The organism is Paracoccus actinidiae (assembly GCF_030863885.1).
In the GTDB taxonomy this organism is placed as follows: domain Bacteria; phylum Pseudomonadota; class Alphaproteobacteria; order Rhodobacterales; family Rhodobacteraceae; genus Paracoccus; species Paracoccus everestensis.
The window spans coordinates 2,300,678-2,325,252 of sequence record NZ_CP132956.1; the positions used below are offsets into that span (position 1 = coordinate 2,300,678).

A 24,575-nucleotide genomic window follows, 5' to 3' on the forward strand; every position below is an offset into this window, starting at 1 on the left:
GGGTGGTGTTGGCGTCGATGTTCGAAGACAGATTTCCCCTCAAGTGATTGACCAAACAGATAGCGCAAAAAAATTGCATCGCATGGAAGGAAACCGCCACCGGCTTCGTCTAACTATGCAAGATGACCCGCCGTGACCCGATCCATGCCCTTCTGACGCCCTTGCGGCGTTACGCCTATGCCCTGACCCGCGACCGGGCCGAGGCAGATGACCTTTTGCAGGACGCCCTGCTGCGGGGCCATGAACAGCGCCGGCAACTGGCCGCGGGCAAGGCGCCTGGACCCTGGCTGCGTGCGATCCTGCGCAACCGCTTCCTGGATCGCCGCCGGCAGGCGCAAAGCGAGACCCGGCGCGAGGCTGCCTATGCGGAGCTGAGCCCGCAGGTCATCGAGGCCCCGCAAGACAGCGCCCTGCGGCTGGCCCAGCTGCGCCAGGCATTCCTGGACTTACCCGACGATCAGCGCGAGGCGCTGCAACTCGTCGCGGTGGATGGCCTGTCCTATGCCGAGGCCGGGGCCTTGATCGGAGTGCCACCTGGTACGGTGATGTCACGTGTCTCGCGCGCCCGCGCCCAACTGCGCGCCTTCGAGGATGGCGAGGCGGTACGCAAGCCGGCGCTCAAACTGGTGCGAGGTCACGATGCTGAACACTGACGCGCAGATCACCGATCTGGATCTCAACGCCTATGTGGACGGCCAGTTGACCGCTGAAAATCCTCGCGCCCTCCCTGCTGCCGCAGAAAGGGAAAAGGTGGACGACTTTTACGCCGCCCGCAGCAGCTCCATGCCGCCGCTTCCGTGGACTAGTTTCTCACCGCCGTTCTCACATCTGCGCTTCCTTCCGGTGCGACCTTCGGCCTGCGTCCGGCCGACTTCACCTGCCAGGAGTGCTTCGTTTCGGCGGCATGACGAGTGGGCATTCGGTTCGCTCTTGGCGGCACGTGATCTTGGTGCCGCTAAGATGATTTGAGAGACCGTCGATCAGAAGAGCAGGATATCGTCTGCCACAGTTTCTGCTGTCAGCCCCCGACCTACGATGGTGATCTTGTTCCCATTCCCGAACTCCAGCACAACTCCGGAGGCAGTTTCACGGACGATGTCGTCGTAGAATTTGGCGACAGATCGGCCCAGCAGGGCATCATCGATCAAAAGCCGATCAACCCCGACTTCATAGTCAGAAATCCTGTCGAAACCCTGGCCTTTGCGGAACATGAAGGTGTCGGGCCCACTTCCGCCGATCAGCAGGTCGTTGCCTTGTCCCCCCTCCAAGGTGTCTCTCCCGGCCGATCCCCGAAGGGTATCATTTCCGGCGCCTCCCACCAGGAAGTCATAACCATATCCGCCCGTCATCTGGTCGTCACCGCCGCCCCCGATGAGCGTGTCGTGGCCACCGTGGCCCGCCAACTCATCGTGACCATAGCCGCCTCGCAAGAGGTCATTGCCCTGAGCGCCTTTCAGGCGGTCGTCGCCCCCCTGTCCGTCCAGCACATCGTCTCCATAGCCTCCCCGCAGAAGGTCGTCTCCGGTTCCGCCGGTGAGCCGGTCAAAGCCTGCGCCCCCTTCGAGAGTGTCATTGCCTGCGGCTCCGTTCGTCCAATCATTGCCGGCAAAGCCGCGCGCAAAGTCAGAGGCAGAAGACAGGCGGAAATCGTCCGCGTCTGCCGTGCCGGTCACGACGCTTCCATCATTGGAGGAGGATCTTAAGGCTCCATCAAAAGTCTCCACCAGCCAGTCTGCTCGACTTTCAACGCCCAGGTCTGGCTTGAGGTCACGCCCCTTTGGGAACAGCCCGGTGTCAATTTCCGGCTGCCCAGTGGTCCTTCCGAAGTTCTGGGTTGCCATGAGGACCGTGTGGCCGCTGTAGCGGCCTACCTCCAGGCCTATGCCGATGTATTCAAGATCGGGGTCAAGGATGTTTTTGCAATGGCTAGGGCTATCCAGCAAATTTTGGTGCATCTGCCTGATCTCATCGCGAAGGTCAGCGCCGCCGGTCACTTCAATATATCCCAGGTTGTCGCGGGTGCCCCAGCTTTCGCCCTCCATGGGAAAGCCTGCTTCTTTAATGCGCTCTGAGGCGCGTGAGCCGCCCTCTCCGGTGTGCGAGAAGGTATCGGTATCCAGCATCCATTGGGTATGGCCGTCTGCAGCTTCGTTCAGGGACTTGGCTATCTTGAGGGGATCAAGGCCCAGTTCTTTCCGAGTGCTGTTCACGAGACGTACGAAGTAACGCTCGTCGGCAGTTGCAAAGCTCATCGTTCTATCCTTTCTGCATCAGTGATCCCAACTGGTTACAAAAAGTCCCCTACCGATTGACGACGGCCAACGATTTCTCGTCAAGATTGTTCCAACCTCTCGATGATGAGACGGCGACGGAAAATGCAGCCTTACACTTGTCGTTTGACGGGATGTAGTGTCGCTCCACCATTTGTGATCCCAAGTCTTGTAAGGATCGGCCGAAGCACTTTGAATGGCCGCAAAAGTCGACGCAGTGCTGCAGCCGCGTGCGATGAACTCCACCTCCTAGCCGACTTGCTGACAGCCCCAGTGCATCTGAAGGCCAGCATTTATTGGCTTGGTGGCGGATTGAGGATCAGCGTGGCCGGTTTCGGAACGGCTGACTTGATGGCGAGAATTCGCACCCTCCTTGCACCCTTCCGCCGCTGCGCGCGTGTCTACCAACTCCTATGCCTTCTCTGTGTGACGAATAGAGCGCGCTCAGGCTGGAAGGCCTTCTGATAGCGATGCTGGGTAGGAGAGATCTAGCGGGCCGGGGCGCAGCCCCAGCCGTATGCCTCAGGCACCGTCTGTATCCGCACCAACGCCTGAGGGCTGCACGTTAGTGCTGCACCGATGACCCGGCAGTCATGGAGTGCATCACCGGCAATGGCATGCAGCACGGCACAGGACTAGAACTGCCGCGCGCGACCGCTTCCAGTTCGGATCGCAGCCTGGATTTGGCTATAGGTATTCAGAACGAGGACATCTCTCCCATCAGCAAACACAAGGAGTGCGGCATTCTGATCGCTTGGGTGCGGCTTAACTTTCACCACATAGTCGAAGTTGATGAGTTCAAGTGCGTCGCCTGGGACGGAAATCTCGATGAACATGGCGCCTCTGTGGTTTGTGTCGCCATGACCATACCGCAGGCGACCTGACCTGCAATTACTGAAACCCCGCACGAAATGCACCTCGCAGCAGATGCGGGGGGCGATGCTTCATGCCGGGGGGTGGTCCTGAACTTTGCCTTAATGGCCGCGGCCTACCCCTTGGCCGATCGTCCCCGCCGATTGCTCAACGGGGTGTAGGGATTACAGCAGGAAGTCGTTTTCGCTCAAGCGCGTAGCGCCATCCATCCAGATTGCGAAATCGGCTGTCTGATCACCGTTGATATCGCCGCGAACAATCACCCCGCCAGCCTGTTTGGCAAACCAGACTGAATAGTCGTCGGCTGCTGTTCCAGAAAAGTCAAAGGCTTGGTTTCCTGCGCGTTGCTTGTTGGCGTCGATCCCCGAAAGGTGGATATCGTCGCGTCCCAGCTGGAAGTCGAATATCTGATCTCTCTGCGCTCCAACCCGGCTCTCCATGGCGCTTTTGAAGACGAAGACATCGTGCGACGCCCCGGCCCCGCCATACATCGTGTCCTTCCCAGCCCCGCCGATCAGCGTGTCTGCACCCACGCCGCCCTTCAGCATGTCATTGCCAATCCCGCCCAGTAAGCGGTCATTGCCTGCATTCCCAAACATGCGGTCGTTGCCAGCCCCGCCATTCAAGGCATTGCTGCCGGCATTGCCGTTCATCGTATTGGCGAGACTGTTTCCTTTGCCGCCTAGATGGGCGGTACCGGCGAAAGTCAAGTTTTCGATGTTGGCTGAGAGGTTCCAGTTGATCGCAGAGTGCACCCGGTCAATCCCGCCATTGGCGTCTTCGGCCGTAGAATCTCCAGCCGTGACAATGTAAACATCGTTGCCCCGACCGCCGATCATATGGTCGCGTCCAACACCGCCGCCCAGGCGGTCATGGCCTGCGCCGCCCTGAATGGTGTCGGTGCCGCTCCCTCCAAGCAAGGTGTCGTTACCTCCGCCGCCAAACATCAGGTCGTTCCCGCCCCAGCCCTCAAAGCGATCATCAAAGGCGCTAAGCTGGATCGTATCGTTCCCGCTCATCACGGAACTCATAAGTGCGCGATCATCGGCATTGCTGGCGGTCAGCGCGACGCTGTTCAGACGGGATGCTGAAGCAGAAATGTTCTGAATGCTCCAGATTTCTTGACCGGTGTAAGCCTCTTCGCTGTAAGTCACTTCGCCCAGCGCGGTTACGGTGCCCCGATCTGCTTGCCCCGCAGAGTTGAAGCCGAACCCGTAGCCCAGGAAGGCAATAACAAGGTCGGTGCTGCCATTGTAGCCATTGATAAAATAGACGTCTTCATAAGTTTGGCCGCCATATCGATAACCGACGTTGTTGTCGAATTCGTCGTCGTAGAAATGACGAGAGTAGAAATTGAGGTCTATGGAAAGGCTGTCGATGCCTTGCTGTGCCCGAATCAATGCCATGGCTGATTTCCAAAAGGGGTTGTAGCTGCTTCCCTTTTTGCATCGGCTGTAAGAAAGTCAAAGAAGTTCGTGCAGGCGCAGTAAATGGAAAGTTGCTCCACTCTGCGCAGTACCCCGAACTTCCAGCGGGCAGAAAATTTCTCGCGGGCTCGGGCGCCTGCTTTTGGGGTGCGTTTTGGACTATCCAGGGAGGGGCCGGGGGCACGGCCAGGGGCACGGGACCGCCGGGCGGCACACGCGCGCCGGCGCCGGCCCGGTCGCTCCCCCGCTATCCTGCATCGCATCGGCATAAGCGAGCCGCCGGCCCTCCCTCTGTCGTTATGTGGACGCCCCGGGACCGGCGCGGCTCCGTGCCGTTGTCCCAATAGAGCAAGCCCTAGAGGGACGTTTCAGCGCAATTTGCCCTGTTTTCCGAGTGCTGCCTAAGGACCCTGAGGGCAGGAGTGGTTTACGTCGGGTTTGTCCTGCCATTGCCGGCACGGAACCACTCCACCTTTCTGCGGCGAACATGAATGACAGATTTGTGGAAGCTGCACTGCAGCAAGATGTCTGGTCTTAACGTCTGCTTTGAGCCGAGCCGCACGCTGCACATGCAAACCGCGCTACCATGCTGCGGCTTGCCTGAATGTCTCTGTTGGGCTCGAAGCCGTCATTTGAGTGCTTCGCTCAAGGCTGTCGGCTCCGACGCGATACCCTGCTTCCATCGGGGAGCTTACATCGGGTGGAGAACACCAGTGTCTGGCCCCGCGTCCTTGCTCTTGATCTCAACAATCCGCGCATTTGGAGGCACGAACTCATAGCCGCCATGGTGGGTGGTGCTGGCGTCGACATGAACCGAGACAGTCGGGGCTTTCCCATCTTGCGACAGGATCTCGATCAGCTTCACCTTCACCCGGTCATCGGTCCTGTCGCTGTTGAGCATCTCCATGGCGACGTCCAGCGCGCGGGCCCTATGGAGAGCACGCTGGGAGTTCACCTCCGCCACGAAGCGCGCCTGGGTCTGGCTGAGCAGATCGGCCACCGCAGGACGTTGCAGCGCCTTGGCAAAGCCTGTGCGGGATAGACCGGCCTCCTCGGCCGCGGCGGCTATGGAAAGGCCCTTGCAGACGCGCGCCTCAATGGCGTCTCGGACCTTTGGCGAAATGCGGGGCGCGGGGCTGGGCTGATCTGTCATGCAGCCATATAGGCTCGCGGCGTCGATGGAGAGGATGCACGAAGGTCAGGTGCCACTTCATTAGGGCACCCGGAAAACGCTTGTGGGTGATGTGCAGCATCACTCGCGTCCCTTGCTGGAATTCACCGTCACATGCTCCATCTCGGCGCCAGCTGCCCTCCTTTGTGGCCATTCCGACTAAAGGTTGCCCTGTTGCCTCTCCTCGGCCCCAACAGGCAACAAGTGGCTTAACACGAAACTCCTACCTTGGAATTCCACTCCTAGGAGAGCAATCTGCCCTAGCGCCTGACGTGCGAATAAATCACGAGTTTTGGAGGGAAGTTTGATGTTGTTGAATGGAGCTCGAGCTTGCTGCTGTGCAGTTGCACTTGCGGTGACCGTTGTGGGTGCACCTGCTTGGAGCGCTACTGTAAGGGTGCTGTCTAAGGCTCCACAGAACGCCACGCCCCTTGTCCTAAACACCTCTGATTTCCAGCGTGTCGGCCACTGCGGAAGCGGAGAGTCGGTCGTCAACAATGGGTGCTCGACCGTCATCAAGCGCAACCCAGATGCACCTCATGCCTTTGGCCGCTTCGATCCTCTGACCAATGATTACTGGATCGACAGCCAAGACATCGACGAATTGAAGTGGACCGTTAACGCCCCGGTGCCGTTCTCGTCCCTGATTTTCGCACTGACCGATGCTCATGATCAGCCGGACAGCCACTTTGCTATGTCCATTCAAGAAGGGGAAGGCTGGACCTCTCTCTGGGAAATTCCCGATCGGCAGGAAAATGGTAACCTTTACTGGCTGTCGGTAGACTTTGCCGAGCCAGTGACCTCCACTGCGCTCCTGTTCTCAACCAGGTCGGACGACGGATATGGGATCCGGGCTGCGAGCATCTCTGATCAGCCAGCTCCTGTTCCGCTCCCTGCTTCGGCCGCATTCCTTTTGGCCAGCGTTGGTGGTCTTGCGATGCTCCGCCGCCGAAAGACGTCAGCATAAATTTCCAGTTTATGATGGCTATGGCAGTTGCGCGGAGGACACTTGGGTGCTTCGCCTGGCCTTTCTAGTAGAACCCTAGATCGGCAGCGATGCCCGCGCCCAAGATAGCGACACCTCAGCCGTGCCGTTCCTAAGCAACGGCCGGTAGAGATGAAGGGCGACACCGTTGCCAGACGCCTTCTCCGGCTTTGGCGCCGCCTGTGTTGCGCCTCGGTAGGCGATCATGGAAACCGCTCCAGAACGAACTTTCAGATTGCTGCGGCTTTGGCACGAGCCTCCGCTTCTGATGCGCAGCCCCCCGTGAGATCGTCGGCAGGAATGGGTGGACCGCAAGATGCTCGATCCATAACCGACCGAGTATTGGATCACGTCAGGTGTAGCCCACTCGTGCGGGTCAGCGGACTACTGCGCATGATTTTCAAAGAAAATAAAAAAATGCGCAATCCGCCCGAGGCCAACACGAGTAGAGGATCCGCGCCGTCGGATTTTACCCCCACCCCCTCCCCTCGATGACCCCCTACCCCATCAGCCCCCCCCTGCCCTGAACTACACGACCAGGTGCTAACTTGGCGCGGCAGCAGCCAGCCGATCAGTGTGATTAAGAGAGGCTGATCGTGCAGCAGATCGAGAGCGGACCATAAACAGGCCGCATCGCACGTCCCGGCAAGGAGCCAGCTTGAAGCCCACTGGAGGGATAATTGGTGGGACAGCACAAATCCTCAGAAGAATTATGCAGCAATATCAATAAACTAAAGGGATTGCTTTGGTGGAGCCAAGGGGAGTCGAACCCCTGACCTCTTGAATGCCATTCAAGCGCTCTACCAACTGAGCTATGGCCCCACCGGAGGTCTGCCGCGTCTTTCGATGTGGCGTGCGGGGTCTATAGGGGTGCTTGCGACAGGGCGCAAGCGGAAAATATGCGCGTCGGGCCAAGTTTCTGGGCGTTGCTGCATAAGGCCTGAAAACCACGGCAAAGCTTGCCCAAGATGAAAACAGAACCAAGGGACATGGCTTCAGGTGAGGGATGAATGGTGGGCGGTGAGGGACTCGAACCCCCGACATCCTCGGTGTAAACGAGGCGCTCTACCAACTGAGCTAACCGCCCGCCGGGCCGGGTTCTAGCGCCTGATGCGAGCCTTGGCCAGTGGTAACTGCACAGGTCTTATCCGATGATCCCCGAACCCGCGAACAGCGTGGACAGATCCACCGTGTCGTGGCGGTTCAGCGCATCGGCATGATCGTTCAGGAACGTATCGGCCGCCGCCTGCCCCGCCGCCTTCATTCGGGCCAGCAGGCCAGGCGCGGGCATGAGCTTGGACCGGGCGGTCAGGTCGTTCATCAGCACTTCGTCCCGGATCATGTGGATCAGGGGTTCTTCATCGTGCGGTTGTGCAACCGGCCTTCCGCAAACAGGCGCTTGACGAAGTTGATGGCCCGCAGGTCGGCCATCAGGGATGCGTTGAAGCTGACCTCGTTCACGCGGTCGGCGATCTGGGCGGGGCTGCGGGGAATGGCGTCGCGCAGCAGCGGGTTGATGTTCACGATGACGATGTCGCGTGGCAGGTGCTGGCGATACAGCGGGAACATCGCCGGATTGCCGGTAAAGCCACCATCCCAGAAGGCCTCCAACTGTCCGGTTTCGGGGTCGCGGATCTCGACCGCGCGAAACAGGGTGGGCAGGCAGGCCGAGGCCATGACGGCGTCCGGCGTGGCGGCCGCATGGGTAAAGACCCGGATCCGGCCAGTGCGCACATTGGTGGCCGCGACGAACAGTTGCGGACCGCGGTCGTTGCTGAAATCGGCAAAGGGCAGGTCGCGCAGCACCGCGCCCAGGGGATTCACGTAAAAGGGACCATAGTCGTAAGGGCTGAAAATGCGCGTCAGGTTGTCCAGCCAGGCCAAGGGGGAAAACAGTTCGGTCAGACGGTCCATGCCCTGCGGGGCCGGAAAGACCGAATGCAGCCACCGGACCATCCGGTTGTCGCTGCGCTGCCCGACCTGCGCCCAAAGGTGGTCCAGGTTGTCCCGCGCCGCCCGGCGTCCCGCCTTGCCGTTGTTCCGCGCCAGCCCGCCCTTCAGCGCGGCCCCGTTCAAGGCCCCTGCGGACGTGCCGCTGATGGCCGAAATGGTCAGCCAGTCCTCGTCCAGCAACCGGTCCAGGACGCCCCAGGAAAAGGCGCCATGCGCGCCGCCGCCCTGCAAGGCCAGGTTGATCCGCCGTTCATCCATCGCCGCCCCCGCTTTTGCGGTGCAGCATAACGGGAAAGCCCGGGCGGTCCAGATGGCGGATCAGTCGGCGGCGTTCGCCTCGGCCCGGCTTTTTCCGGCCACGTCCAGGGCCAGGGTCGCGGCCATGAAGGCATCCAGGTCGCCATCCAGCACGCCTTGGGTGTCACTGGTTTCCTCGGAGGTGCGCAGGTCCTTGACCATCTGGTAGGGGTGCAGGACATAAGACCGGATCTGGTTGCCCCAGCCCGCATCGCCCTTGGCGGCGTGCTGGGCGTTCACCTCGGCGTTGCGGCGGTCCAGTTCCATCTGGTACAGGCGCGACTTCAGGGCGGCCATGGCGTTGGCGCGGTTCTGGTGCTGCGATTTCTCGGAACTGGTCACGACGATGTTCGTGGGCAGGTGGGTGATGCGCACGGCCGAATCGGTGGTGTTGACGTGCTGCCCTCCCGCGCCGGACGACCGATAGGTGTCGATGCGGATGTCGCGGTCGGGAATGTCGATCTCGATGTTGTCGTCCACGACCGGATAAACCCAGACGCTGCAGAAACTGGTGTGCCGCCGTGCCGCGCTGTCATAGGGGCTGATGCGGACCAGCCGATGCACGCCCGATTCCGATTTCAGCCAACCATAGGCATTGTGCCCGCTGACCTTATAGGCGGCGCTGCGGATGCCTGCCTCGTCGCCCGCGGTTTCGGACAGAAGCTCCACCTCGTAGCCCTTCTTTTCCGCCCAACGGACATACATACGCGCCAGCATCGACGCCCAATCGCAGCTTTCGGTGCCGCCTGCGCCCGCGTTGATTTCCAGGAATGTGTCGTTGGCGTCCGCCTCGCCGTTCAGCAGGGCTTCCAGTTCCTTTTGCGCGGCCAGTTCCGCAAGCGTTTTCAGGTTCGCCTCGGCCTCGGCCACCAGGTCGGCATCGCCTTCCTCCTCGGCCAGCTCGATCATCTCGGCATTGGCGGACAGATCCCCGTCGATGCGGCGATAGGTTTCGATGGCGTCCATCAGGGCCTGGCGTTCGCGCATCAGCTTCTGCGCGCGGGCCGGGTCTGACCACAAATCCCCCGCCTCGATCATGGCGTTCATTTCCTCCAGGCGGTGCGGCGCGGTCTGCCAATCCATCCGCTGTCCCAGCAGGGTCAGCGACTTGCGGATGGCTTCGATGGTGGACTGCGTCTCGGCGCGCATGGGCGGATCCTCAGGGCTGGCGTCAGGTCAGGGGTGATACCGTGCGCGGGGCTGTGGGGCAAGGGCGGCGCAACCAAGGCGCATGAAAGGCGTTTGGCGTGAAGGTTTCGAAAGCGACATCCATGTCAACCTTTGCCGCCACGTTCGCCGATCTGTTTGCCCCCTTGCAGACGATCACCTATCCCGCCGCATTCGCGCGGCTGGTGCTGGCCTTGCTGCTGGCCGGAGCGATCGGCTGGGAACGAGAGATCACCGCACGGTCCGCCGGGTTGCGCACGCATATGCTGATCGCGGTCGCCGCCTGCATGTTCACCCTGGTGGCGATGGAGTTGGCGCATTTCCCCACCCAGGATCCCGAAACATTGCGCATCGACCCCCTGCGCCTGATCGAGGCCGTGACGGCCGGCGTGGCCTTTCTGGCGGCCGGGTCGATCATCACCAGCGGCCGCACGGTGCGGGGCATCACCACGGGCGCCTCGATGTGGCTTGCCGGGGCCGTTGGCCTGGCCTGCGGGACGGGCGACGGATCGCTGGCCGTGATGGGGACGGGGCTTGCGCTTGTGGTGCTGTGGCTTGTGCGGCTGATGGCCGAGCCGCTGAAGGAGAAGATGACGAGCACCGGCCATGGACAGCGTGGGTCGCGGAGCGGCGACCTGGATCAGTAAAGCCCGCCCGACGACATGGTGCCGAAATCCGTCTGCCGCGGAATGACCTTGCGTTCCCCGGTGGATGTCGTGATGGCCGTCCCGGACCCCGATCCCGCCCCCGCTTGCCACGGCAGGACAACGGCGCCGTCGCCAAAGCCCGACACGACCAGCGGCGATCCCCAATCGGGATCGGTGCCGTTGCGGAAATATTCGGCCACCACGTTCGGGCCTGACGCGTCGTCCGACAGCCGCTGCCCCGTGCTGCGGTCGATCTTGACCCAGTAGCCGCCCGGCGGAACGGTGAATTCGGAGCCGCCGAATTCCGCCACGGCCTTGCGCATGAAGGCGTTGAAGACCGGCACGCACAGCGTCCCGCCATAGGCGTTCCTGCCCAGGGTGCGCGGCTGGTCGTAACCCAGGTAACAGCCTGCGACGATGTTGCTGGAATAGCCGATGAACCACACGTCCTTGGCGTCGTTGGTGGTCCCCGTCTTGCCCGCGATGGGCACCGGCAGGTCCACCCCGCTGCCCGACCCGCGCGTGACCGCCCCTTCCAGCATCGAGGTCAGCTGATAGGCCGTCACCGCGTCCATGACCCGTTCGCGGTTGGAACTGTCGATCACCGGCCCCTGCCCCGCCGGCAGCGCCTGCTGACCGCAGGTTTCGCAGACCCGCTGGTCATGGCGATAAACGGTGCGCCCGCGCCGGTCCTGCACGCGGTCCACAAGCGTGGGTTCGACCCGTTCGCCGCCGTTGGCGAACATCGCATAGGCCGCGACCATCTTGAACAGCGTGGTTTCCTGCGCGCCAAGGGCATTGGCCAGGAACGGCTTCAGGTCGTCATAAACGCCGAAGCGTTCGGCATATTCGGCCACGCGTTCCATTCCGATGTCTTGCGCGATGCGGATGGTCATCAGGTTGCGCGACATCTCGATGCCGGTGCGCAGGGGCGTCGGGCCATAGGTCTTGCCGCTGGAATTCTTGGGTTCCCACAAACCGAAGGGCGTGTTCAGCGTGATCGGCTCGTCCACCACGATGGTGGCGGGGGTATAGTTGTTGTCAAGTGCGGCGGCATAGACGAAGGGCTTGAAGCTTGACCCCGGCTGGCGCTGCGCCTGCGTCGCCCGGTTAAAGACCGACGACTGATAGCTGAAGCCCCCCTGCATCGCCATCACGCGCCCGGTGTTCACGTCCATGGCCATGAAGCCGCCTTGAACCTCGGGGACCTGGCGCAGGGTCCAGCGGATGAAGCTGCCGTCGCTGTCCTGCGTCATGGCCCGGACCAGGACCACATCGCCCACGGCAAGCAGGTCGCCCGCCACCTGGGCACGCGGGCCAAGCCTGCCGTCAGGCCCGCGCTTGCGCGCCCATTGCACGTCGGCGGCCGGGATCCAGTGGCCGTCGGGGTCTTCCTCGATCCCCTCGATGCCGATGCGGGCGTCGCTGTCGCCGACCTCCAGCACAACGGCGGGGTGCCAGCCGGGAATGTCGCGCGGAATCTGGGCCTGCCACAAGGCGCCGCGCCAGACGGCCTCGTCGTTCAGTTGCTCGGCGGGGATGGTTTCTGGGGTGCCGCGCCAGACGCCTGTGCCGCGGTCGTAATCCTCCAATGCCTCGCGCAGGGCGACCGCCGCCGCCGATTGCAGGTCGGGATCCACCGTGGCGCGGATGGTCAGCCCGCCGCCGAAGAATTCCTCGTTTCCGAACTGCGCCGACAACTGTCGGCGGATTTCGTCGGTGAAGTAGTCGCGCGGCGGCAATTGCTGGCGAAAGGCGGGGTAATCGCCGTTCTGGACCGATTTCAGCGGCAGCTTGGCCTCGGCCTGATAGGTCGCCTCGTCGATATAGCCGTTCTGCCACATTTCCCGCAGGACATAGTTGCGCCGTTCCGTCACGCGGTCCTTGGCGGTCACGGGATGATACCGGCCCGGCGCCTGCGGCATCGCGGCCAGCATCGCGGCTTCGTGCGGGGCCAGTTCGGTCAGCGACTTGTTGAAATAGGTTTGCGATGCGGCGGCCACGCCAAAGCTGTTCTGACCCAGGAAGATCTCGTTCAGATACAGTTCCAGGATCTGTTCCTTGGACAGGGTGCGTTCCAGCCGGGATGCCAGGATCAGTTCCTTGACCTTGCGTTCCACGCTGCGGTCCGAGGACAGCAGGAAGTTCTTCATCACCTGCTGGGTGATGGTCGATGCCCCGCGCACGGACGATCCCCGGGACGCGACCGCCTGCCAGGCCGCCCCCACGATGCCGCGCACGTCATAGCCGGGGTGGCTGTAGAAGTTCTTGTCCTCGGCGCTGATGAAGGCGTGCTTGACCAGGTCGGGAATTTCCTCGACCGGGACGAACAGGCGGCGTTCCTCGGCGAATTCGTCGATCAGGCGGCCCTCGCCCGAATAAACCCGGCTGATGGTCTTGGGCGTGTATTGCGCCAGCGTTTCATGGCTGGGCAGGTCGCGTGAATAGATCCAGAAGATCGCGCCCAGGGTCAGGGCAATGAAAAAGCTTGCGGTGACGAACCACGAGAAGATGGCACCGAAAAAGGACAGGACGCTGCGCAGCAAGGGGGGGCCTTTCGTGGACTTGGCCCCGTCTATAGAGGCGCAGCGCGTTCCGGTCAAAACAACACTGGGCGATCCCGCAGCTATTGCCGCAGCATCGCGGCCCGTGCGGCCTCGTCGCGCGCCCAGCCGACGATGGCGTCCGACACGACCCGGACCATGCCTTCGCGCCACAGCGGATTGAGCAGGTTCGCCCGGTCGTTGTGATCCGAGATGAAGCCAAGCTCCAGAAGGACCGATGGGATGTCTGGCGATTTCAGAACCGAATAGGTGGCCCGCTGCACCGGCCGGTCGTGCATCCCGATCCCCATCAGCGCCATGCGCGATGTCAGCCAGCGGGCGAAGCTTTCCGACCGGGGCTGCGTGTCGGTGCGCACGAAGTCCATCAGAACCCCGGTCAGCGCGTCGTCCTGCCCGCTCAGGTCCGTTCCGGTCAAAAGGTCGCCGCGGTCGTGACGCAGCACGAGTTGTTCCGCCGCACGGGCATCGGCTGCGGGATTCCAGACATAGATCGTGGCCCCCGCCGCCTGTCCATCCGGCAGCGCGTCCGCGTGAAGCGAGATGAACAGATCCCCCCGCGCCGCCCTCGCCGTGGTCATGCGCCGTTCGAGGGCCACGAAGCTGTCATCCGTCCGCGTCATTTCCACGGTGATGCCACGCGCCTGCAAGGCCGCGCGCAGTTCCAGCGAAAAGACCAGAACCAGGTTGGCCTCGGTTTCGCCCTCGGCCAGGGCGCCGGGGTCGAAGCCGCCATGGCCCGGATCCAGCACGACGGTAAAGGACTCGTCCGCCGGAAGCGCGGGCAGGTCGGCGGGTTCCGGCAGGTCGCGCAAGGCGGCGGTCGCCGATGGGCGGGGCGCGAAGTCATCGGCGCTGACCGGGGCCAGGGTCACGGTGATCTGCGACAGCGCCGCGCGCGACCGTTGGCCCGCGCTGTTGATGCGGTAGGGGCCGGGCAGTTCCACGACCACGCGCGACCAGCCGGGCTTGTATGGACCCCAGCGGATGGCAGGGGCCAGATCGGCGCCGAACAGATCCTGCGGCCGCGACAGGCCAAGATCGGCGCCCTTCAGATCCAGGATCAGGCGCGGCGGGCCATCCACCAGATAGGTGCGATAAGGCACCGCCTTGGTCAGCGACAAGCGCAGTTCCAGCGGCTTTGGCCCGCCCCAGCCGCGCCCGGTCGTCACAAGCGCCGACCCGCCCAGATCCAGCCGCGCCGGTTCGTTCGCGAAAGCCGGCAGCGACAGAAGCAGCGACAGGATCAGCGCCAGCCATTTCATCGCGCGGCCATGAACTCCGTCAGGCGGCGCAGGCCCTCGGCGATGTCGGCGGTGGCGCGGGCATAGGAAAAGCGCAGGGTCCGCGTCCCGCGATCCGGGTCGAAATCCAGCCCCGGCGTGACCGCGACACCTGCCTTTTCAAGAATTTCCGCCGCGAAGTTCACCGAATTGTCGGTCAGGTGCGACACGTCGGCATAGATATAGAAGGCCCCCTCCGGCGGGGCGATGCGGTCGAAGCCCGCCTTGGGCAGGCCTTCCAGCATCAGCCGGCGGTTTTCGGCATAGACGGCCAGGTTGACATCGGCCTCGGCTGCGCAATCCAGGGCGGCAAGGGCCGCGACCTGGCTGGCATGGGGCGGGCAGATGAACATATTCTGGGCCAGCCGTTCGACCGTGCGGATGTGATCCTCGGGCACGACCATCCAGCCGACGCGCCAGCCGGTCATGGAAAAATACTTGCTGAAAGAGTTGATGACGAAAACGTCGTCCGTCACTTCCAAAGCGGAATGGCAGCGGTCGCCATAGGACAGCCCGTGGTAAATCTCGTCCGAGATGAGCGCCATGCCCCGCGCCCGCGCGGCATCCGACAACGCCCGCAATTCATCCGTGCGCAGCACCGTGCCAGAAGGGTTTCCGGGCGAGGCGAGGATCAGCCCCGCGCAGCCATCGGGCAGATCCTGGGGCCGCGGCTGATAGCGATCCTCGGGCCGGGTGGGAATGCCTATGGGTTCCAAAGACATGGCCCGCAGGATCTGGCGATAGCTGGGATAGCCGGGATAACCCATCGCCACCTTGTCCCCGGCGTCGAACAGCGCCGAGAAAGCCAGGATGAACGCCCCGCTGCTGCCCGGCGTCACGACCACGCGGGCCGGATCCAGATCGACGCCGTACCAGCGGCGATACAGATCCGCGATCCCCTGGCGCAACGCGGGCAGGCCAAGCGCCACGGTATATCCAAGCGGTTGTTCCAAGGCCGCCGCCAAGGCACGGCGCGCGCCAAGGGGTGCGGGCGTGCTGGGCTGGCCCACCTCCATATGGATGATGTGGCGGCCTGCGGCCTCGGCCTGGGCGGCGGCTTCCATCACATCCATGACAATGAACGGATCGACCTGACCGCGTGCGGATTTCCTCATGCTGCTCATCTTTGGGCCTTTTGTCTTTTTCCCTTGTCTTACGCCTGCGGCGCGCGCGCGGAAAGCCCCCGGTCACGCAGCTTTGTCAGCGGCTTTCTTGCCAAGACCGTCTGCACGGGCCAAGGTTGCAAGAAGCCTTTTTCCCCGAGGATCCCGATGAAACGCCTGATCGCCGCCCTTCTGCTGACCGCGACCCCTGCCCTGGCCTTCGACATTTCCGCCATGTCGGATGCGGAAAAGGCTGCCTTCGGGGATGCCGTGCGCGAATACCTGATGGCCAATCCCGAGGTTCTGGTCGAGTCCATCAACGTGCTGGAAGAACGCCGCGCGGCGTCCGAGGTGGAAAACGACGGCGCATTGGTCGCCGCGAACCGGGAGGCGATCTTCGACGACGGGCACAGCTGGGTCGGCGGCAACCCGGACGGCGACGTGACGATCGTGGAATTCGTCGATTATCGCTGCGGTTATTGCCGCAAGTTCAACGACCAGATCCATGACATTGTCGAGGATGACGGCAATATCCGGTTCATCCTGAAGGAATTTCCGATCCTTGGACCCGAAAGCGAAACCTCGGCCCGGTTCGCGGTTGCCGCCAAGCAGATCGGCGGGAACGAGGCCTATGTCCAGGCCCATGATGCGCTGATGGCACTGCGCGGCGAACCCTCGCCCGAGGCCTTGCAGAAGATCGCAGCCGAGATCGGCATCGACGGAGAGGAGGTTCTGAACACCATGAACACCGAATCCGTGTCGGCGGTGCTGCGCGACAACCGGCAACTGGCCGAACGCATGGCGATCATGGGCACGCCCACCTTCGTGATTGGCGATACGCTGCTGCGCGGGATGCCTGCGGACGGACTGGAAGCAACCGTGGCCGCCGCGCGCGAAGGGAACGGCTGACGCGCCTTGTGGCACGGGCAGCAGCCTCCGGCGGGGATATTTAAGTGAAGAAGAAGCGGCTATTCGGCGGCCATGTGGTCGGTGTCTGATCGCATGGCGCGACCCAGGATGTGATCGGCAGCCTTTTCCCCCACCATGATCGAGGGGGCGTTCAGGTTCCCGTTGGTGATGCGCGGAAAGGTCGAGCTGTCGGCGACGCGCAGCCCCTCGACCCCGATGACCTTCAGGTCGGGATCGACCACCGCCATGGGGTCGGTGATTGCGCCCATGCGGGCCGTCCCGCAAGGGTGATAGGCCGATTCGGCGTGATCGCGGATAAAGGCGTCGATCTGGTCGTCCGTCTGGACCCCCGCCCCCGGCTGGATTTCGTCGCCCCGGTATTCCGTGAACGCGGGCTGGTTGAAGATCTGGCGGGTCAGTCGCACGCAGGCGCGGAATTCGGCCCAGTCGTCTGGATGGGACATATAGTTGAAGCGGATTTCCGGGGCGGCGGCCGGATCGCCTGACGCCAGCCGCACCGTACCGCGCGATTTTGACCGCATCGGGCCGACATGGGCCTGGAAACCGTGGCCCTGCGCGGCAGCCTTGCCGTCGTAACGGACTGCCAGCGGAAGAAAGTGATACTGGATGTCAGGATAATTCACCGCATCGGAGGACCGGACAAATCCGCAGCTTTCGAACTGGTTTGACGCGCCAAGCCCGGTCTTTTGCAGCAGCCATTCCACGCCGACACGGCTTTTGCCCAGAAGGTTATAGTATGTATAAAGCGTGACCGGTTTCAGCGCCTTGTATTGCATATAGATTTCAAGATGGTCCTGCAGGTTCGCACCGACCCCCGGCCGGTCGGCCAAGGGCGTGATGCCGTGCTGGCGCAGGTGGTCGGCAGGCCCGATTCCCGACAGCATCAGGAGTTTCGGCGTGTTGATCGAACTGGCCGAAACGATCACCTCTCGTTTGGCGCGGATTGCCTCGATCCGGCCTTGCCGTTCGATTTCAACGCCATGGGCGCGCTTGTCCTGAAACAGGATACGGCGGGCAAGGGCGCGGATCAGGGTCAGGCGGCCCGTCTTCAACGCCGGCCGCAGATAGGCATTGGCGGCGGACCAGCGGCGGCCCTTCCAGATCGTCGCCTCCATCGGGCCGAAGCCTTCCTGCTGTTCGCCGTTGTAATCGGGGGTATAGGGCCAACCGGCCTGCTGGCCGGCCTCGACAAAGGCGTTGAACAGGGGGTTCTTGCGCTTGCCCCGTGTCACGTGCAGCGGGCCGTCGGTGCCGCGAAGGGGGGATCGGCCGCCGTGCCAGGTTTCCATCCGCTTGAAATAGGGCAGCACGTCGTCGTAACCCCAGCCCGCCGCGCCGCTGTCGCGCCAATGGTCGTAATCCTTGCGGTGGCCGCGCACGAAGACCATGCCGTTGATGGACGACGACCCGCCCAGCACCTTGCCGCGCGGCGTGGCAAGCCTGCGCCCGCCCAGATGCGGCTCGGCCTGGGTCGCGAATCCCCAGTCGTATCGCGGCATGTTCATCGGGTATGACAGCGCGCCGGGCATCTGGATGAAGATGCCGATATCGCTGCCGCCATATTCAATCAGGGTGACGGAATGCCCCGCCTCGGTCAGGCGATAGGCAAGCGCGCAGCCGGCGGAACCGGCGCCGACGATGACGTAATCAGCGGTCACGGCTGGTCCCCCTTAATATGGCGCCTCGACGGCGCCCATGCCGACATAGACGGTCTTGAGTTGCGAATAGTGCTCGATCGCGGCGGTGCCGTTCTCGCGGCCCAGGCCCGACATCTTGACGCCGCCGAAGGGCATTTCCACCGGCGTCAGGTTATAGGCGTTGATCCAGCAGGTGCCTGCCTCCAGCGCGGCGACGACGCGATGCGCGCGGGTGATGTCCTGTGTGAACACGCCTGCCGCAAGGCCAAAGCCGGTGGCGTTGGCGCGGGCCACGGCCTCGGCCTCATCCGTGAAGGTCAGGGTGGTCATCACCGGGCCGAAGATCTCATCGCTGGTGATCGCCATGGCGTCGGTGGCGTCGGCAAAGACGGTGGGCGGGATGAACGCCCCCTCTCCCGCGCCGCCGCAGACCAGCCGTGCGCCTGCATCCCGGCCCGCTGCGATGGCCGCGCGGATCTTGCCCGCCTGCGTGGCGTTGATGATCGGGCCGAACTGCGTGTCGGGGTCCAGCGGGTCGCCGATGCGGACCTGCGCCAGCCGTTCGGCCAGCCGGTCCAGGAACCGCGCGGCGATCCCCCGTTGCAGGAACACCCGCGTGCCGTTGGAACAGATCTGGCCCGAGGAATAGAAGTTCGCCAGGATCGCCGCACCCACGGCATCGTCAAGGCTGGCGTCGTCAAAGACGATCAGGGGCGACTTGCCTCCAAGTTCCATGGTGACATGGCGCATCCCCTCGGCGGCGGCGGCATAAACGCGGCGGCCGGTGGGCACGGAGCCGGTCAGCGACACCTTGGCGACACGGGGATCGGTGACAAGCGCGGCACCGACCTGCCCGCGCCCTTGGACGACGTTGAAGATGCCGGGCGGGGCACCGGCCTCGACCAAGATCTCGGCCAGTTTCAGGGCGCCCAGCGGCGTTTCCTCGGAAGGCTTGAAGACCATCGCGTTGCCCATCGCCAAGGCGGGCGCGGCCTTCCAGCAGGCGATCTGGCTGGGATAGTTCCAGGCGCCGATGCCCGCGCAGACCCCCAAGGGTTCGCGCCGGGTATAGGCCCAGTCGCGGCCCAGCGGGATCATCTGGCCGGTCACGGTTGCAGCCAGGCCGCCGAAATATTCCAGGGCGGCGGCACCGGATGCCCAGTCGGCCACAAGCGTTTCCTGGATCGGCTTGCCGGTATCCAGGGTTTCCAGCCGGGAAAGCTCCTCGTTGCGGTCGCGGATGATGGCGGCGGCGCGGGACAGCACGCGGCCCCGGTCAGCGGGCGTCATCGCCGCCCATTCGGGCTGCGCGCGGGCGGCAGACTGGCAGGCCAGGGCCACCTGATTCGCCGAAGCCTCGCGCAGGGACGCGATTTCCTCGCCCGTATAGGGGTAGAGGACGGGCAGCGCCGCGCCCTCTCCTTCGACAAAGCGGCCGTCGAGGAACAGGCTGGCCGAAGGTTGGGCATTATGGGTCACGACAGGGCCTCGTCCAGGTAATCGAAGATCATCTTTTCGGCGGCCTCGGCCTCGATCCCGCCGGGGGTCAGGACCGCGCGCAGGTAAACCCCGTCGATCAGGGCGCCCACGGTGTCGGCCACCCGCGCCGGATCCTTGGTCAGGGGCCGCAGCGCCAGCACCAGATTCGACCGCAACCGGCGGTGATACACACGCAAAAGGCGCCCGGCCTCGGGGTTGATCAGGGCCAATGCATAGAAATTGATCCAGGCGCTGACGGTTTCGCGCTGGAAATTCTGGGGAGCGAAACTGGCCCCGACGATGGCGTTCAGCCGCCCCCGCACCCCATGCCCCGGCAGGCGTTCGGCGACCGACCGGCCATAGACCCGCAGGATGTAACGCATTGCGGACAGGAAGATTTGCTCCTTGGAGCCAAAGTAATGATGCGCCAGGGCGGGCGACATGCCTGCGCGCCGGGCGATCTGCGCCACGGTGACATCCAGCGACCCCGCCCGCCCGATCTCGAAGATCGTGGCGTTGATTAACGCGGCTTTTCGGATAGGCTCGGCCCCAATCTTGGGCAATGTGGCACCTGTTCAAAGAAACTGTTGCTATTCGAAGCCTGTGTAACTTTAATTGAGCGACCAATCAAGAACAGGGAGCCTCGCATGATCCGCAAAAGCCTGACCCTTTCCGTGGTGATCGGCGCCGCGCTTGCCGGACCCGTCTTCGCGGCAGAGCCGGACGATTGCCGCCAGGTCGTCCTGTCCGATGTGGGCTGGACCGATATCACCGCCACGACCGCGCTTGCCTCGACCGTGTTGCAGGCCCTGGGCTATGAAACGGAAACCAAGCTGCTGTCGGTGCCCGTCACCTATACGGCGCTGTCCACCGATGACGTGGACATCTTCCTGGGCAACTGGATGCCCACGATGGAGGCAGACATTGCCCCCTATCGCGACGCGGGAACCGTGGACACGGTACGCACCAACCTGACGGGCGCGAAATACACGCTGGCCACGAACAAGGCGGGCGCTGATCTGGGCATTACCGATTTCAGCAAGATCGCGGAACACAAGGACGCCTTGTCAGGCCAGATCTATGGCATCGAACCGGGCAATGACGGCAACCGCCTGCTGCTGGAGATGGTGGCCGAGGACAAGTTCGGCCTGGGCACCTTCGAGGTGGTGGAATCCAGCGAACAGGGGATGCTGTCCCAGGTCGCGCGCGCCGATGCGGCAAGCCAGCCGGTGGTCTTTCTGGGTTGGGAACCCCATCCGATGAACGCCCAGTTCGCCATGACCTATCTGACCGGCGGGGACGAGGTTTTCGGTCCCGACCTGGGCGGGGCCGAGGTTCGGACCAACACCCGCCACGGCTATGTCGCGGAATGCCCGAATGTGGGCAAGTTCCTGCAAAACCTGGAATTCACCCTGACCATGGAAAACGAGGTCATGGGCATGATCCTGAACGACGGGCAGGATCCGATGGACGCCGCCAAGGAATGGCTGACGGCCAATCCCGATGCCGCAATGCCGTGGCTGGACGGCGTGACGACATTCGACGGCAACGATGCGGCATCCGCCCTGACCGAGGCGCTGTCCGGCTGACCCCCCGGCCCGCCCGCTTTTCCAATTCAGCAAGGAACCGCGCATGGAGCAGTTGACGGCTTGGGTGACGGACAACAAAATTCCCGTGGGACGCACTGCCAAGGCGATCTTCGACTGGCTGAACGCCAATGCCGCGGGGCTGTTCAACACGATAGCAGGGGTGTTGGAATGGCTGATTGGCGGCATCCTTGCCGGGCTAGAAGCCCCGCATCCGCTGCTGTTCATCCTGCTGGCCGCAACGCTGACCTGGGCCTTGCAGCGCAGTTGGAAGACCTGCCTGCTGGTCGTGGCGGGCCTGCTGTTCGTCCTGAACCAAGGATACTGGGACGAGATGATGCAGTCCCTGACCCTGGTGCTGGCGGCCTGCCTTGTCTGCATGGCGTTGGGCGTGCCGGTGGGGATTGCCGCGGCGCACCGCCCCCGGCTTTATGCCTGGATGCGGCCGGTGCTGGATCTGATGCAGACCCTGCCGACCTTCGTTTACCTGATCCCCGCGATCGTCTTTTTCGGCATCGGCATGGTGCCGGGCCTGTTGGCGACCGTGATCTTCGTGTTGCCCGCCCCGATCCGGCTGACGCAGCTTGGCATCGCATCCACCCCGCCTGCCCTGGTCGAGGCCGCGACGGCCTTTGGCGCCACGCCGCGCCAGTTGTTGTGGAAGGTCGAACTGCCAAGCGCGCTGCCGCAAATCATGGCCGGGCTGAACCAGACGATCATGCTGTCGCTGTCCATGGTCGTGATCGCCGCGCTTGTCGGTGCGTCGGGACTGGGGGTGCCGGTCGTGCGGGCGCTGAACAGCGTCAACACCTCGCTGGGGTTTGAATCAGGCTTCGTGATCGTGGTCGTGGCAATCCTGCTGGACCGGATGCTCCGGATGGAGGGCCGGAAATGAACAACCACCTCAATGCCGTGGAATTCGACAGAGTCAGCATCGTCTTTGGCGACCGGCCTGAAACAGCCCTGCCCCTGATGGACCAGGGCAAGGAACGCGGCGAGATCCGCACCGCCACGGGTCAGGTCCTGGGGGTCCACGACTGTTCCCTGAACGTGCGCCAGGGCGAGATCCTGGTTTTGATGGGTCTGTCCGGTTCCGGCAAATCCACGCTGCTGCGCGCGGTCAATGCGTTGAACCATGTCTGTCGGGGCGAGGTGCGGGTGTGGGACGGCAATGGCATGATTTCGGTCAGCGGGGCTGGGCGGCGGGCGCTGCGCGATATCCGCCTGCGCCATGTCGCCATGGTGTTCCAGCAATTCGGCCTGCTGCCTTGGCGCAGCGTGCGTGAAAACGTGGGCCTGGGGCTGGAACTGGCGGGGATGCCTGTCGCGGAACGCCGCGCCCAGGTCGATCACCAGCTGGAAACCGTGGGCCTGGCCGAATGGGCGGAACGCAAGGTGGGCGATCTGTCGGGCGGGATGCAGCAGCGCGTGGGCCTGGCCCGCGCCTTTGCGACCCAGGCGCCGATCCTGCTGATGGACGAACCCTTCAGCGCCCTGGACCCGCTGATTCGCGCCCGCTTGCAGGACGAGTTGCTGGAACTGCAGGCCAAGACCCGCCGCACCATCATCTTCGTCAGCCACGACCTGGACGAGGCCTTCAAGCTGGGCAACCGCATCGCCCTGATGGAGGGCGGGCGCATCGTCCAGATCGGCACCGCCCGGGAAATCATCGCCAACCCGGTCAGCGCCTATGTCGCCGATTTCGTGGCCCACATGAACCCGCTGGGGGTGCTGACGGCCGCCGACGTGGTTCAGCCGGGCGATGCGCCGGGCGATCCCGTCCCCCGCGATATGCCCGTGCGCCAGGTGATGGGGTTGCTGTCCGACCGCACCGCCCTGCCCGTCCAGGGCGGCGGCTGCATCACCCGCGACGCGGTGCTGGCCCGTCTGATCGACCCGCGGGGCTGACAGGCGGCCGATTGCGACGGTCCCGTGTCACCGGCATGGCGGCACTGGCATCCGCGAGATTGCCCCTTTAAAAGGCGCCGAAACGCGGTCCTATAAAGGCAGATTCATGAAGATCATCGTTCTGGGCGGAGACGGTTTCTGCGGCTGGCCGACGGCGCTGCATCTTTCGGCGCGCGGCCATGACGTGGTGATCGTGGACAACCTGTCGCGCCGCAAGATCGACGTGGAACTGGAAGTCAGCAGCCTGACCCCGATCCGCCCCTTGGGCGAACGCGTCCGCGCCTGGCACGAACTGACCAACCACACCATCCGGGTCGAGAACTTCACGGTGGGCAAGCATTACCATCGCCTGCTGACCCTGCTGCGCGACGAACAGCCCGACGCGGTGATCCATTTCGCCGAACAGCGCGCCGCGCCCTATTCGATGAAATCCAGCTGGCACAAGCGTTACACCGTCAACAACAACCTGAACTCTACCAACGACGTGCTGGCGGCCATCGTCGAAAGCGGCCAGGACATCCACCTGGTCCACCTGGGCACGATGGGCGTCTATGGTTACGGCACGGCCGGGATGAAGATCCCCGAAGGCTATTTGGACGTCCTGGTCGAGACCGAGAACGGTCCCCATCGGCAGGAAATCCTGTATCCCGCCAATCCGGGATCGATCTATCACATGACCAAGACCCAGGATCAGCTGTTCTTCTTTTACTATAACAAGAACGACGGCGTGCGGATCACCGACCTGCACCAGGGCATCGTCTGGGGCACCCAGACCGAAGAAACGCGCCTGGACGACCGGCTGATCAACCGCTTCGATTACGACGGCGATTATGGCACGGTGCTGAACCGATTCCTGATGCAGGCGGCGATCGGCTATCCGCTGACGGTGCATGGCACGGGGGGGCAAACGCGTGCCTTCATCCACATCCAGGACACCTGCCGCTGCATCGAGCTGGCCCTGACGAACCCGCCCGCGCGCGGCGACCGGGTCAATATCCTGAACCAGATGACCGAAACCCACCGCGTCCGCGACTTGGCCCGGATGATCGCCGACCAGACCGGGGTCGAGGTCGCGTTCCTCAAGAACCCCCGCAACGAGGCGGACGAAAACGACCTGCACGTCGCCAACGACCGCTTCCTGGGCCTTGGCCTCGATCCCATCAAGCTCGAGAACGGGTTGCTGGCCGAGGTGCAGGAAATCGCCCGCAAATACGCCGACCGCTGCGACCGGGAGAAGATTCCCTGCGTGTCGCAATGGCGCACGGCCTGAGGGTGGATGCCGCCGCGCCCGAACTGCG

General features: G+C 63.4%; 20 protein-coding genes, 2 tRNA genes and 1 pseudogene. 10 read left to right on the plus strand and 13 right to left on the minus strand.

Translation table 11 applies throughout. The features are described 5' to 3' along the window. Positions 1 to 122: 122 nt before the first annotated feature. Together Q5701_RS11440 and Q5701_RS11445 are read left to right on the plus strand one after the other, a co-directional pair. Positions 123 to 653 (plus strand): sigma-70 family RNA polymerase sigma factor, encoded by a 531-nt coding sequence (locus tag Q5701_RS11440; RefSeq protein WP_306751113.1) that lies wholly within the window; start codon positions 123 to 125, stop codon positions 651 to 653. Then, positions 640 to 969, plus strand: coding sequence for a hypothetical protein (locus Q5701_RS11445; protein ID WP_306751114.1), 330 nt, complete (start codon positions 640 to 642; stop codon positions 967 to 969). Before Q5701_RS11440 ends, Q5701_RS11445 begins: the two co-directional genes overlap by 14 nt. An 11-nt stretch (positions 970 to 980) precedes the next feature. Here Q5701_RS11445 and Q5701_RS11450 read toward each other — a convergent pair whose 3' ends face one another. Beyond that, on the minus strand, positions 981 to 2,252 hold the full coding sequence (locus tag Q5701_RS11450; RefSeq protein WP_306751115.1) for a CAP domain-containing protein: 1,272 nt from the start codon (positions 2,250 to 2,252) through the stop codon (positions 981 to 983). A gap of 611 nt (positions 2,253 to 2,863) precedes the next feature. Between Q5701_RS11450 and Q5701_RS11455 the strand changes: the two genes are divergently transcribed. Further along, positions 2,864 to 3,154, plus strand: a complete 291-nt coding sequence (locus tag Q5701_RS11455) for a hypothetical protein (protein ID WP_306751116.1) — start codon at positions 2,864 to 2,866, stop codon at positions 3,152 to 3,154. Positions 3,155 to 3,307: 153 nt separating this feature from the next. On the opposite strand, the gene Q5701_RS11460 is transcribed toward Q5701_RS11455, so the two are convergent. Then, positions 3,308 to 4,549, minus strand: a complete 1,242-nt coding sequence (locus tag Q5701_RS11460; protein ID WP_306751117.1) for a calcium-binding protein — start codon at positions 4,547 to 4,549, stop codon at positions 3,308 to 3,310. Positions 4,550 to 5,261: 712 nt separating this feature from the next. Next, complete coding sequence (locus tag Q5701_RS11465) at positions 5,262 to 5,723, minus strand: helix-turn-helix domain-containing protein (protein ID WP_306751118.1); 462 nt, start codon at positions 5,721 to 5,723, stop codon at positions 5,262 to 5,264. Between the two features lie 373 nt (positions 5,724 to 6,096). Between Q5701_RS11465 and Q5701_RS11470 the strand changes: the two genes are divergently transcribed. Beyond that, positions 6,097 to 6,708: a VPLPA-CTERM sorting domain-containing protein gene (locus Q5701_RS11470; protein WP_306751119.1), complete on the plus strand. Its 612-nt coding sequence runs from the start codon at positions 6,097 to 6,099 to the stop codon at positions 6,706 to 6,708. Between the two features lie 764 nt (positions 6,709 to 7,472). On the opposite strand, the gene Q5701_RS11475 is transcribed toward Q5701_RS11470, so the two are convergent. The 4 genes and pseudogenes from Q5701_RS11475 to prfB all read right to left on the minus strand — a co-directional run bounded on the left by Q5701_RS11475 (position 7,473) and on the right by prfB (position 10,125). After that, positions 7,473 to 7,548: transfer RNA gene (locus Q5701_RS11475), tRNA-Ala, on the minus strand. A gap of 189 nt (positions 7,549 to 7,737) precedes the next feature. Next, positions 7,738 to 7,813: transfer RNA gene (locus Q5701_RS11480), tRNA-Val, on the minus strand. A 57-nt stretch (positions 7,814 to 7,870) separates the two neighbouring features. After that, positions 7,871 to 8,937, minus strand: a pseudogene (locus Q5701_RS11485) (patatin-like phospholipase family protein). Positions 8,938 to 8,997: 60 nt separating this feature from the next. Next, complete coding sequence (gene prfB, locus Q5701_RS11490; RefSeq protein WP_234853638.1) at positions 8,998 to 10,125, minus strand: peptide chain release factor 2; 1,128 nt, start codon at positions 10,123 to 10,125, stop codon at positions 8,998 to 9,000. A 98-nt stretch (positions 10,126 to 10,223) separates the two neighbouring features. Here prfB and Q5701_RS11495 point away from each other — a divergent pair, with 98 nt between their 5' ends. Continuing rightward, positions 10,224 to 10,790, plus strand: coding sequence for an MgtC/SapB family protein (locus tag Q5701_RS11495; protein ID WP_306751120.1), 567 nt, complete (start codon positions 10,224 to 10,226; stop codon positions 10,788 to 10,790). Here Q5701_RS11495 and Q5701_RS11500 read toward each other — a convergent pair. The 3 genes from Q5701_RS11500 to Q5701_RS11510 form a co-directional block, all read right to left on the minus strand. Further along, positions 10,784 to 13,336: a penicillin-binding protein 1A gene (locus tag Q5701_RS11500; RefSeq protein WP_306751121.1), complete on the minus strand. Its 2,553-nt coding sequence runs from the start codon at positions 13,334 to 13,336 to the stop codon at positions 10,784 to 10,786. The genes Q5701_RS11495 and Q5701_RS11500 overlap by 7 nt on opposite strands. 80 nt (positions 13,337 to 13,416) lie before the next feature. Next, positions 13,417 to 14,616 (minus strand): N-acetylmuramoyl-L-alanine amidase, encoded by a 1,200-nt coding sequence (locus tag Q5701_RS11505; protein WP_306751122.1) that lies wholly within the window; start codon positions 14,614 to 14,616, stop codon positions 13,417 to 13,419. Then, on the minus strand, positions 14,613 to 15,749 hold the full coding sequence (locus Q5701_RS11510) for a pyridoxal phosphate-dependent aminotransferase (RefSeq protein WP_306755398.1): 1,137 nt from the start codon (positions 15,747 to 15,749) through the stop codon (positions 14,613 to 14,615). The genes Q5701_RS11505 and Q5701_RS11510 overlap by 4 nt, the downstream gene beginning before the upstream one ends. Positions 15,750 to 15,905: 156 nt before the next feature. On the opposite strand from Q5701_RS11510, the gene Q5701_RS11515 reads away from it, so the two are divergent. Continuing rightward, entirely contained in the window at positions 15,906 to 16,646 is a 741-nt protein-coding gene (locus tag Q5701_RS11515; RefSeq protein ID WP_306751123.1) for a DsbA family protein, read from the plus strand. Between the two features lie 59 nt (positions 16,647 to 16,705). On the opposite strand, the gene betA is transcribed toward Q5701_RS11515, so the two are convergent. From betA to betI, 3 genes are read right to left on the minus strand one after another with little or no spacing between them, the layout of a single operon-like run. After that, entirely contained in the window at positions 16,706 to 18,325 is a 1,620-nt protein-coding gene (gene betA / locus Q5701_RS11520) for a choline dehydrogenase (protein WP_306751124.1), read from the minus strand. A 12-nt stretch (positions 18,326 to 18,337) separates the two neighbouring features. Then, positions 18,338 to 19,783: a betaine-aldehyde dehydrogenase gene (betB, locus tag Q5701_RS11525; protein WP_306751125.1), complete on the minus strand. Its 1,446-nt coding sequence runs from the start codon at positions 19,781 to 19,783 to the stop codon at positions 18,338 to 18,340. Next, positions 19,780 to 20,346, minus strand: a complete 567-nt coding sequence (betI, locus tag Q5701_RS11530; protein ID WP_306751126.1) for a choline-binding transcriptional repressor BetI — start codon at positions 20,344 to 20,346, stop codon at positions 19,780 to 19,782. Before betI ends, betB begins: the two co-directional genes overlap by 4 nt. An 84-nt stretch (positions 20,347 to 20,430) precedes the next feature. Between betI and choX the strand changes: the two genes are divergently transcribed. The 4 genes from choX to Q5701_RS11550 all read left to right on the plus strand — a co-directional run bounded on the left by choX (position 20,431) and on the right by Q5701_RS11550 (position 24,547). Next, positions 20,431 to 21,372 (plus strand): choline ABC transporter substrate-binding protein, encoded by a 942-nt coding sequence (gene choX, locus Q5701_RS11535; protein WP_306751127.1) that lies wholly within the window; start codon positions 20,431 to 20,433, stop codon positions 21,370 to 21,372. A 43-nt stretch (positions 21,373 to 21,415) separates the two neighbouring features. After that, positions 21,416 to 22,264 carry a choline ABC transporter permease subunit gene (choW, locus tag Q5701_RS11540; protein ID WP_306751128.1) on the plus strand — a complete coding sequence of 283 codons (849 nt, stop codon included), beginning with the start codon at positions 21,416 to 21,418 and terminating at the stop codon, positions 22,262 to 22,264. Beyond that, positions 22,261 to 23,277, plus strand: a complete 1,017-nt coding sequence (gene choV / locus Q5701_RS11545; RefSeq protein ID WP_306751129.1) for a choline ABC transporter ATP-binding protein — start codon at positions 22,261 to 22,263, stop codon at positions 23,275 to 23,277. The genes choW and choV overlap by 4 nt, the downstream gene beginning before the upstream one ends. 106 nt (positions 23,278 to 23,383) lie before the next feature. Continuing rightward, positions 23,384 to 24,547, plus strand: coding sequence for an NAD-dependent epimerase/dehydratase family protein (locus tag Q5701_RS11550; RefSeq protein ID WP_306751130.1), 1,164 nt, complete (start codon positions 23,384 to 23,386; stop codon positions 24,545 to 24,547). The last annotated feature ends 28 nt before the right edge of the window (positions 24,548 to 24,575 follow it).

Bases quoted from the DNA above. Each gene is read 5' to 3' on its own strand.
- Q5701_RS11440 (WP_306751113.1), top strand. From the start codon at position 123: ATGACCCGCCGTGACCCGATCCATGCCCTTCTGACGCCCTTGCGGCGT.
- Q5701_RS11445 (WP_306751114.1), top strand. From the start codon at position 640: ATGCTGAACACTGACGCGCAGATCACCGATCTGGATCTCAACGCCTAT.
- Q5701_RS11450 (WP_306751115.1), bottom strand. From the start codon at position 2,252: ATGAGCTTTGCAACTGCCGACGAGCGTTACTTCGTACGTCTCGTGAAC.
- Q5701_RS11455 (WP_306751116.1), top strand. From the start codon at position 2,864: ATGGAGTGCATCACCGGCAATGGCATGCAGCACGGCACAGGACTAGAA.
- Q5701_RS11460 (WP_306751117.1), bottom strand. From the start codon at position 4,549: ATGGCATTGATTCGGGCACAGCAAGGCATCGACAGCCTTTCCATAGAC.
- Q5701_RS11465 (WP_306751118.1), bottom strand. From the start codon at position 5,723: ATGACAGATCAGCCCAGCCCCGCGCCCCGCATTTCGCCAAAGGTCCGA.
- prfB (WP_234853638.1), bottom strand. From the start codon at position 10,125: ATGCGCGCCGAGACGCAGTCCACCATCGAAGCCATCCGCAAGTCGCTG.
- Q5701_RS11505 (WP_306751122.1), bottom strand. From the start codon at position 14,616: ATGAAATGGCTGGCGCTGATCCTGTCGCTGCTTCTGTCGCTGCCGGCT.
- Q5701_RS11510 (WP_306755398.1), bottom strand. From the start codon at position 15,749: ATGAGGAAATCCGCACGCGGTCAGGTCGATCCGTTCATTGTCATGGAT.
- Q5701_RS11515 (WP_306751123.1), top strand. From the start codon at position 15,906: ATGAAACGCCTGATCGCCGCCCTTCTGCTGACCGCGACCCCTGCCCTG.
- choX (WP_306751127.1), top strand. From the start codon at position 20,431: ATGATCCGCAAAAGCCTGACCCTTTCCGTGGTGATCGGCGCCGCGCTT.
- choW (WP_306751128.1), top strand. From the start codon at position 21,416: ATGGAGCAGTTGACGGCTTGGGTGACGGACAACAAAATTCCCGTGGGA.
- choV (WP_306751129.1), top strand. From the start codon at position 22,261: ATGAACAACCACCTCAATGCCGTGGAATTCGACAGAGTCAGCATCGTC.
- Q5701_RS11550 (WP_306751130.1), top strand. From the start codon at position 23,384: ATGAAGATCATCGTTCTGGGCGGAGACGGTTTCTGCGGCTGGCCGACG.